Genomic DNA, 9,133 nt, shown 5'->3' on the forward strand with positions numbered 1-9,133 from the left:
AAGCCCGTTCACCGCATCCTGGAACCCTTCGCGGGAAGTAAACAGCAGGTCCATCGAAACTTCCGATTTCGGCGATACGTCGAGCCATTTGGTGCAGGATGCAAGCGCCAGCATGCCACAGATCAGTATGATATTTATTCTCATTGGGCGCAAGTTTTAGAATCTGGTTGAAAGAGTGAAGGTGATGCTCCGGGCAAACGGATAATCGATACCGCGCTCGGCCTTAACGGTAGACCAGTAAGCCAGGTCGTTCATGTTGGCCGACAGGCGCAGGTAATGCATCCGCAGTCTTTTGTAGAAGCTGGGCGGGAAGTCGTACGACAGGAACACGGATTTCAGCTCCAGCCTGTTCTCTTCCTGCACGAAGCGGGAGGAGGTCTGGGTGCTGCCCTGGTCGGCGATGTTCTTGAAGAAGGCCACATCACCGGGCTTGATCCAGCGCTCGGAAAGCACGCGGCTGTCTACGTTGTATCTCGGGTCCGCATTCTCCACGCGGTCTACCAGCGTCTGGTTGTAGATATCGCCGCCGAGCCTTGTCCAGAAGCGAACTTCCACCATGAACCCGCCGTATACGATGCTGGTGCCGAAGTTACCTTCGAGCACGGGTGTTTCGTCGCCAACGGGCATGATATCTTTTACGTTGTAGTCAAAGGTGCGGGTGCCGTCGCGTTTCAGGAAGATCTCCTTGCCGGTTTCAGGATCGATACCGAGGGAGCGAACGGCGTAGATCGTGCTCATCGACTGCCCTTCCTGGAAGCGCAGCAGCGGTACCGATCGCAGTTCGGGCTTTTCGGTCTGTTGCTTGTCGATCTCGTCGTTGAAGCTCTTCAGCGCGTTGGAGATTTTGGTGATCTCGTTGGAGTTGTGCACCAGGTTCACGTTGAAGTTCACGGACCATTTGCGGCTGCGGAAGGCGTTCATGCGGAGGAACAGCTCATAGCCCTTGTTCACCATCTCGCCAAGGTTTTCCTTGTATTTGGGGAAACCGGTGCTGAGGGGAACGTTCACGTCGGCCAGCAGGTCGCGGGTGTGTTTGTAGTAGTAACGCGGCGCCAGGTAGATGCGGTCGTTCCAGAGCGATGCTTCCAGCCCGAGGTCGTAGTTCTGCGTGCGCTGCCATTTCAGGCTGCGGTTGCCGTACTCTTTGAAGATGGCGCCTACACCGGTAGAGTACCAGTCGCCGCCGTAATATTCATAAGTCGTGTTGGACAGGTAAGAAGGGAAAGATACGTCTCCCGTAAGGCCTGTTGTAGCACGCAGTTTCAGCTGGTTGATGAACGGATGGCCTTGCAGGAAGGCCTCCTGGTGGAGGTTCCAGCCCATACCCATGGACCAGAAAGGCGCCATGCGGGAATCCGCCCCGAACTTGCTGGATCCGTCTACCCGGAAGGTAGCGTCGAGCAGGTAACGGTTCTTGTAAGCGTAGTTCACGGTAGCAAAGCCACCCGCCAGGCGCTGCTGGCGCGATTCTCCTTCGGGACGGGTATTGTTCTTATACCGGCGCGCGAAATTGATGTCGTTGAAACGGTCGTTCACGAACCCTTCGCCGATGGTTTCTTTTCTCCAATAATCGACCGACTGCATATTGAAGCCGCCGGTAGCGGTCAGGTAGTTGCCGCCGATCTGGGTGTTGTAGTTCAGGGTGATGTTACCATCCCACTGCGTTTCCTTGTCGGTTGCGAAGAGGTATTCGCCCCTGTTTTTCAGATCGTCCCCTTCATAATCATAATATGCGTTGCTGAAGGGCGAAGTGAATTTATCCACGGAGTTGCCGCGTCGGATGAAGCTCACTTCGGAGCGCACGCGCCATTGCGGGTTGAAGTTGTATTCCAGCGCGAGGATGTCGGTGAACTCGAGATATTCGCTCTTGTCGAAGTTGCCGATGGTGGATTCGTACATCGGGTTGAGCACGGCGGAGTTGATAACACCGTTGCCAACTCCCCCACGGGAATTCCACATGTCCACTTCACGGATGAGGCGGCCCAGGCTGTCGGTTTTCGGGTAGTAAGGGTTCATCCTTACATAGTTCGAGAAGCTCCCGAAATTGCTGTTCTTCTGGTTCACCTGCGTGATCGTAAACATGTTGCGGGCCAGGAATTTGTTGTTCTCGCCCAGGTTGTAGCTGAGAGTGTTGGAAAGGCTGTAACGGTCGCGGCCCGAACCTTTCATCACACCGCCGTTGCTCTGGTAGCGGGCATCCACACCATATTTCACGGCGCGGGTACCGCCCTGCAGCGACACGGAATGGCGATGGCCCAGCTCCGTTTGCACGGGCTGCGACAGCCAGTAGGTGTTCACCCCCGCCAGTACGTTCTGCCGTTTCCGGTAATACTGTTTTTCCAGCTCGTCGGGCGCATCCACCTCGTTATCGGTATATAGCCCCGCGAGCCTTTCGTATTCCAGTTTATCTTTTGCATTGAGGACGTTGTAAGCCGTCAGATCAGGCGCCACCACGTTCAGTTCGTAGTTGTAGTGCAGTTCGAGCTTGCCTTCTTTCGGCGCTTTGGTGTAAATCACCACAACGCCGTTGGAAGCGCGGGAACCATAGATCGCCGTGGCCGCCGCATCTTTCAGCAGGGTGATGGTTTCCACACGGTTCATATCGAGGTCGAAGATCGCCTGGATATTGGTGGGATAGCCGTCGAGGATGAAGAGCGGCAGGTTGGTAACGGACGCCAGCTGGTTGCGGCTCAGCACGTTGTCGGTATTGGCCGGCAATGCGGTTGTTCCCCGGATGCTGATATTGGGCAGCGCGTTGGGGTTGGAGCCGGCCAGGTTGTTCTCCGCTAGGCGGAAAGACGGGTCATAGGCCTGGATACTGGACAGGATATTCTGCGGGTTGAAGCGCTTGAGCTCTTCACCCGTGATCGTTACGGCAGAGCCGGTGTAGTTGTCGCGCTTGATACGCTGGTAGCCGGTGATCACAACGTCTTTCATGGACTGCACATCGGTGAGCAGTTTCACGTCCAGCTGCGTGCGCTTGCCGGGTTTCACTTCCTGGGCCTTGTAGCCGATGAAGGAGAAGACGAGCGTGGCGCTGGGGGGAACGTTGTTGATCTGGTAGCGGCCGTTGTCGTTGGTTTTGGTACCGTTGGTGGTGCCTTTGACGAGCACGGTTACCCCGGGCAATGCGAGGCCCTGTTCATCGGTAACTGTACCGTGCACTGAAGCCTGTTGCTGCGGGATGGCGGAAAGGTCCTGCATGCCGGAGGTTTTCGCTGCGGGTTGCGCGGGCCGGGCCGGAGCGGGCGCTGCGGGCGCCGGTGCGGACTTTTCCTTTTTGTAAATGATGTAATCGTTGCCGGAAGCATGTTCCGCTTCGAGCCCGAAGGCGGCGAGGTAGCGGTTGATGTAGGTGATGACAGCTTCGCCGGCGTGCGGAGGCGGAGGGTCTACCTGGAGGTTGCCCACGGTATTGCCCATGTAGTTGATCCGGACGCGGAGCTCTTTCTCCATGTTGGCAAGCACGCGTTTAAGCGGCATCTTGCGGCCTCCCGGTTCCTGGTACGAGAGGGCCGTTTCCCTTTGCGGCAAGTTGTTTGCCGAAGCAGCTTGTGCGGCGCCCACTGTAAGGCACATCGCCAGCGTCAGGCATCGGCCGGCGTTGAATTGTCCCATAGCAATGTAGATTTAGGTTGGTTGTTAGTCACGATGTCTGTTTCGTTGCTCATCCATCAGGCAATAATTTTCCCTATCGCGCCGCTGCATGCCGCGGGCGTAGTCCGGTTACCCGGCTTTAAATAAATATGTATGCTGATAAATTTCTACTTTCTACTGTCCCCCTTTCCTTCGGATCACGTAACTGTCCTTTCCGTTTTCCGTGATCGTGATATCAAAAGACCGCGACAATGTTTTGAAAAACACGTCGATATGATCGGTCGGTATTGTTCCGGTGAATGTTTCTTTCAGCATGGCGGTATCTTCCAGCTGAACTTTCACGCCGGTGTTCTCCTGCAAAGCCAGCAGCACTTCGGCCAGCGTGGCGTCATGGAAGATGAGGCGCTGCTGTTGCCAGGCGGCGTATTGCACGGGGTCTACCTGGTTATTGGAGAGCTCCCGGCGCTCGGCAGACCAGGTGACCATATCCCCCGGCTTCATGGCGATCAGCGCCGTGTCTTTCCGGTTGAGTTTCAGGTTCACCTTCCCGTTCTGGAGCACCACCTGCGTTTGCACGCGGCGGGTGTTGACGTTGAAGGCGGTCCCCACCACCTGGATGTCTACATCATCCGTATGTACAATGAACTTCTGGTTGGCGGCGAGATGCTTCACTTCGAAGAAGGCTTCTCCGCCCAGCCACACTTCCCGGGTAGAATCGGCATGCCAGATGGCGGCATATTTTACCGTGGAATTTACATTGAGGCAGATTTCCGAGCCGTCGGGCAGGGTGATGTTTTTCACATCGCCGTAGCCGGTAGCCATGGTAACAAATTCTTTTCCCGCTTCCCTTCCCTGCATCCAAACGATCGCCACGATGCCAATGATCGCTGCGGCGGCGGCCCATGGCAGCCAGCGCACCAGGGTGCGGCGGCTATTGCGGGCGGGCGCAGCATCGATGGTGGCCATTACTTTCGCCCAGGTCGCTTCCTGCATGGAAGCTGCCGGAACGGCTTCCCGCTCGTCGGTCATCAGCAACCAGTCTGCCGCGGCCTGTACGGTAGCCGCGTGCTCCGGGTGCCGGTGCGTCCATGCCTCCCATTCCTCCGTAGAGCGGGCGTCCTTTGCAAGGACCCACTCCCGGAATCCGGGCTGCGATAAGAAGTATTCCAACGTGAAAGTCTGGTCGGCCATGATGATTACTTATACAGGTAAAGCAGGAGGTAAAGGAAATCTTAGCGCCTTTCCCTGTTAATTCTTAAATATTTTTTTTCAGTATATAATTCCGTTCCCGAGGAAAGTGATTGCAAAAACGATTTTGTCGCTGTTGTCTTTTAAATATTTCAGCGCTTTCGAGAGCAATACGTAGGCGGAGTTGACGGAAAGGGACATGATATCCGCGGTTTCGCGGGTATCGAGGCCGTGGTAATAACGGAGGTACAGCACTTCCTGCTGCCGGGGCGGCAGTTGGGACATGACGCCCGCCAGGCGCGCCCTGCGCTGGAGATCGTTTTGCCGGCCGATAAGATCGTCTTCGGGGGAAGATGCGGGCGCATCGTAAAAGGTATCGTCGTCGCTCAGCACGAGCTGCCTGCCGAGGTGGCGGAGGATACGCCGCTTGAGGCTGGAAAGCAGGTAGAACCGGATGGAATCCGTGGAAGAAAGCCCGCTCCTGCCCTGCCAGATGCTCACGAATACGTCGTGGATGGCGTCCTGCACGAGTGTCTCGTCTGCATGTACCTTCATGCCATAGCCGAAAAGCGGGCGGAAGTGCTGCCGGTAAATATAATCCAGCGCACCACGGTCGCCTTCTTTCACTTTATTCCACAGGGCCGGGTCGGACAGGTGAGCGTACGTCCCGCCCGTTTCGATAATATGTTCTGTACCGTTGCTCAATGCCGTTAAAGATAACAATGGGAATGATGGAATGCAACAGAAAAGGCTCCCTGGCTTGCCGGGGAGCCCTTATCATGCAGAAAATCAACTATTTTCAACGCTCCAGAAAAAAACGGACGGCCAGGTCGTACCCTTTCATCCCCAAACCGGTGATCACCCCCACCGCCTTTCCGCCGGTGATGGACTTATGCCGGAATTCTTCCCTGGCGTACACATTGCTGATATGGACCTCCACCACAGGCGTATTGATCCCCGCGATCGCGTCGCGGAGGGCGTAGGAATAATGGGTATACGCACCGCCGTTCAGGATGATGCCGTCGTATGTAAAACCGAATTCATGCAGCTTGTCAATCAGCACGCCTTCCACATTGCTCTGGAAGTACGTCAGTTCCACATCCGGGAATGCGGCTTTCAGGGTTTCGAAATACTGGTCGAAAGAGATCTTACCGTAGACCTCCGGTTCGCGCTTGCCCAACAGGTTGAGGTTGGGGCCGTTGATGATGGCTATTTTCATGTGATAGATTGCTGTTTGGTTATTCTCCCCAACGGAAGGTGTCATGGTCCAGCCCCGCCAGGTCGATGACGCGGTCCACCACCGTGGCCGCCACTTCCTCGATCGTCTGCGGCCGGGAGTAAAACGAAGGCGTGGCCGGGCAAATGATCCCTCCCGCTTCCGTGACCGCCTGCATATTCCGGATGTGGACCAGGTTGTAAGGGGTATCGCGCAGCACGCAGATCAGTTTCCGGCGCTCTTTCAGCACCACGTCCGCCGCCCGGGTGATCAGGTCGTTGGAGATCCCGCCGGCGATCCGGCCCAGGGTACCCATCGAACAGGGACAAATAATCATGGTATCGAAGCGCCCGCTGCCGCTGGCAAAGGGAGCGTGGAAATCGCCCTGCGAAAAGAACGGGAACGGCAGCTGCTCGTATCCCTTCTCGTCCAGCTCCGTTTCCCAGACCGTTTTGGCATTCTCCGTCATCACAATGGCCACCTGGTCGATCTGCTCCTTCATCCCGGCCAGCTTTTGGAGGAGCTGGCGGGCGTAAATGGACCCGCTGGCCCCGGTAACCGCCACAACTATACGATGCTTCATACGGCAAATCTACAAAAAACACGGTCCTGTTAAAAAGCAATTACACTTTTCAACAGGACCGTGCCATCGGTGAATATTTTCTTAGCTCATCTCGGTCAGTTCTTCCATGCGGATGGACATATGGCTTTCGTCGTACACACATTCCCCGTTGCGGATGAGCAATACCTGCGGAGATTCATGCTCCACGCCAAACAATTCCGCGATCCGGTTGGAAACCGGGCGGTAACGGATCAGGTCGAGGTAAAAAAACTCCCATCCTTCGGGCGCTACCGATCGTTCCAGCCGCGATTTGACCATACCGCTGGTAGGGCAGCGCGTGCTGTGCTTGAAAATGACCACGGGGTGGTCGAACGACCGGTGCTGGATCTGGTCCAGCTGTTCTTCACTTTCCAATGTTGTCCACATAGCCCACAAAGATAATGACTAACAATTTTTGTTTTGCTCGTGCTGCACTTTGGTGATCTTCATCGGGCAACCCAGCTTCTGGGAAGCGCAGGAAGAAAACAAGGCGGCTACTACTGCCACCGCACAAATTATACCGAACATACGGCGTGCTGAACTCATAGTCTGCGTTTTAGTAATTGAACGAAATTTCATAGGCCTGGATTGTAGAACTTTGTGATCTGTATTTTGTAACGTTATTTTGCAAATATATACTTTATATTAAAAAAAACAATCCTATGTGTTACCGGCGGCATGGAATGGATGACTGACGGGCCGCAATGAACCTTGAAGATATGGCAAATGTACATTTTATAGCGATAGGCGGCAGTGTGATGCACCAGCTGGCGATCGCGCTGAAGCACAAGGGGTACAGCGTTACGGGCAGTGACGATGAGATTTTCGAGCCTTCCCGCACCAACCTCCGCCTGGCGGGCATATTGCCCGATTCCCTGGGATGGGACCCATTGCGGGTAACGGCCGGTCTCGACGCCGTGATCCTCGGCATGCATGCCCGGGCCGACAATCCCGAACTGCTGCGCGCCCAGGAGCTGAAGCTTCCTATCTACTCCTTCCCTGAGTACATTTACCAGGAAAGCCGCAACAAAACCCGCGTGGCCATCGGCGGCAGCCATGGGAAAACGACGATTACCTCCATGGTAATGCACGTTTTACAGCAGTGCCAGATGCAGTTCGACTACCTGGTGGGCGCCCGGCTGGAAGGTTTTGCGCAGTCCGTTAACGTCACAAATGCCCCCCTCATTGTGTGCGAAGCCGATGAATATCCGGCTTCCGTCATCGAGAAACGGCCGAAATTCCATTTCCTCCACCCCCAGATCGCCGTTCTGAGCGGCATCGCCTGGGACCATATCAACGTGTTCCCCACGTTCGACAACTACCTGGAACAGTTCGCCATCTTCATCCGGACCATGGAGCCGGGCGGAAGGCTGATTTATAATGAAACCGACGACACCCTCCGCCAGCTGGTGGAGAAGGAAGGCAAGCACCTGGTGCTGGAGCCCTACGGCATGCCGGAACACGTAATCCGCAACGGCATCACCCGCGTACGGTTCGGGAATGCATCCACCGACCTGCTGGTGTTCGGCGGGCATAACTTGCTGAATATCCACGCCGCCCTGCTGGTTTGCCGGGCCCTCGGCGTGGGCGACATCGACTTCCTCGCGGCCATCGCCTCCTTCAAAGGCGCGGCCAAAAGGCTGGAACTGGTGACCAAAAACGAGGAAACGGCCATTTACCGTGACTTTGCGCATGCGCCCTCCAAGGTGAAGGCCACCATCCAGGCGCTGAAAGACCAGTACCCGGAGCGCAAACTCATCGGTGTGCTGGAATTGCATACTTACAGCAGTTTGAGTGCGGGATTCATGAAAGAATACGCTGGCGCGCTGGATCCGGCAGACGAAGCGGCGGTTTTCTACAGCGGTCATGCCCTGGAGATCAAACGGATGCCGTATCTTGAGCCCGAAGTGATCCGGGAAGGCTTCGGCCGGAAGGATCTGAAAATCTTCACCAGCCGCGCCGGGCTTGAGAAATGGCTCGACGGCCGTTCCTACTCCCATACCAATCTCCTGCTCATGAGCTCCGGCGATTATGAAGGGCTCGACCTGGCGGGACTGAAAAAATATTTACCGGTTCAGAAACCTCAATCATAATAATGTCTGCTTTACAACTTACCCGTCCCCTCGCCGTGATCGACCTGGAGACTACCGGCACGAACGTTGCCACCGACCGAATTATTGAAATCGCTGTCATCAAGGTGATGCCGGACCGCTCCGTGCAGCGCAAGGTAAAGCGGATCAACCCCCAGATGCCCATCCCTCCGGCCAGCACGGCCATTCACGGGATCAGGGACGAAGATGTGGCGGACGCGCCTACCTGGAAGCAGGCGGCCAATGAATTCCGCCAGTTCATGGAACACTGCGACATCGCGGGGTACAATTCCAACCGGTTCGATATTCCCATGCTGGTGGAGGAATTCCTGCGCGTGGGCCTGGATTTCGATGTGAAAGACCGTCGTTTCGTGGACGTGCAGAAGATTTTCCACCTGATGGAGAAGCGCACCCTCAGCGCCGCGTACAAATTTTACTGCG

Annotated in this window: 9 protein-coding genes; 2 read left to right on the plus strand and 7 right to left on the minus strand. The window is 55.8% G+C overall.

Annotated features, from left to right (window positions below; genetic code table 11):
* Positions 1–156: 156 nt before the first annotated feature.
* From Q0510_RS16100 to Q0510_RS16130, 7 genes are all read right to left on the minus strand, one after another.
* The gene (locus Q0510_RS16100) at positions 157–3,618 is read right to left on the minus strand and encodes a SusC/RagA family TonB-linked outer membrane protein (RefSeq protein WP_298714011.1); all 3,462 of its coding nucleotides are present in this window, start codon (positions 3,616–3,618) and stop codon (positions 157–159) included.
* Between the two features lie 153 nt (positions 3,619–3,771).
* Positions 3,772–4,788, minus strand: coding sequence for a FecR family protein (locus Q0510_RS16105; protein WP_298714014.1), 1,017 nt, complete (start codon positions 4,786–4,788; stop codon positions 3,772–3,774).
* A 78-nt stretch (positions 4,789–4,866) separates the two neighbouring features.
* The gene (locus Q0510_RS16110) at positions 4,867–5,490 is read right to left on the minus strand and encodes a sigma-70 family RNA polymerase sigma factor (RefSeq protein ID WP_298714017.1); all 624 of its coding nucleotides are present in this window, start codon (positions 5,488–5,490) and stop codon (positions 4,867–4,869) included.
* Between the two features lie 94 nt (positions 5,491–5,584).
* The gene (gene aroQ / locus Q0510_RS16115) at positions 5,585–6,004 is read right to left on the minus strand and encodes a type II 3-dehydroquinate dehydratase (protein ID WP_298714020.1); all 420 of its coding nucleotides are present in this window, start codon (positions 6,002–6,004) and stop codon (positions 5,585–5,587) included.
* A 19-nt stretch (positions 6,005–6,023) separates the two neighbouring features.
* Complete coding sequence (locus Q0510_RS16120; protein ID WP_298714021.1) at positions 6,024–6,584, minus strand: UbiX family flavin prenyltransferase; 561 nt, start codon at positions 6,582–6,584, stop codon at positions 6,024–6,026.
* Positions 6,585–6,665: 81 nt separating this feature from the next.
* The gene (gene ytxJ / locus Q0510_RS16125; protein WP_298714024.1) at positions 6,666–6,989 is read right to left on the minus strand and encodes a bacillithiol system redox-active protein YtxJ; all 324 of its coding nucleotides are present in this window, start codon (positions 6,987–6,989) and stop codon (positions 6,666–6,668) included.
* Positions 6,990–7,007: 18 nt separating this feature from the next.
* Positions 7,008–7,148 (minus strand): hypothetical protein, encoded by a 141-nt coding sequence (locus Q0510_RS16130; protein ID WP_298714027.1) that lies wholly within the window; start codon positions 7,146–7,148, stop codon positions 7,008–7,010.
* 173 nt (positions 7,149–7,321) lie between these two features.
* On the opposite strand from Q0510_RS16130, the gene Q0510_RS16135 reads away from it, so the two are divergent.
* Both Q0510_RS16135 and Q0510_RS16140 read left to right on the plus strand, forming a co-directional pair.
* A complete protein-coding gene (locus Q0510_RS16135; RefSeq protein ID WP_298714030.1) occupies positions 7,322–8,695 on the plus strand; it encodes a Mur ligase family protein in 1,374 nt (457 codons plus the stop codon).
* Between the two features lie 2 nt (positions 8,696–8,697).
* Positions 8,698–9,133 (plus strand): 3'-5' exonuclease (locus Q0510_RS16140; RefSeq protein WP_298714033.1); only part of this gene is annotated, 436 nt, incomplete at its 3' end.

The sequence above is a fragment of the uncultured Chitinophaga sp. genome (assembly GCF_937874145.1).
Classification (GTDB): Bacteria; Bacteroidota; Bacteroidia; order Chitinophagales; family Chitinophagaceae; genus Chitinophaga.

Bases quoted from the DNA above. Each gene is read 5' to 3' on its own strand.
- Q0510_RS16120 (WP_298714021.1), bottom strand. From the start codon at position 6,584: ATGAAGCATCGTATAGTTGTGGCGGTTACCGGGGCCAGCGGGTCCATT.
- ytxJ (WP_298714024.1), bottom strand. From the start codon at position 6,989: ATGTGGACAACATTGGAAAGTGAAGAACAGCTGGACCAGATCCAGCAC.
- Q0510_RS16105 (WP_298714014.1), bottom strand. From the start codon at position 4,788: ATGGCCGACCAGACTTTCACGTTGGAATACTTCTTATCGCAGCCCGGA.
- Q0510_RS16100 (WP_298714011.1), bottom strand. From the start codon at position 3,618: ATGGGACAATTCAACGCCGGCCGATGCCTGACGCTGGCGATGTGCCTT.
- Q0510_RS16135 (WP_298714030.1), top strand. From the start codon at position 7,322: ATGGCAAATGTACATTTTATAGCGATAGGCGGCAGTGTGATGCACCAG.
- Q0510_RS16130 (WP_298714027.1), bottom strand. From the start codon at position 7,148: ATGAGTTCAGCACGCCGTATGTTCGGTATAATTTGTGCGGTGGCAGTA.
- aroQ (WP_298714020.1), bottom strand. From the start codon at position 6,004: ATGAAAATAGCCATCATCAACGGCCCCAACCTCAACCTGTTGGGCAAG.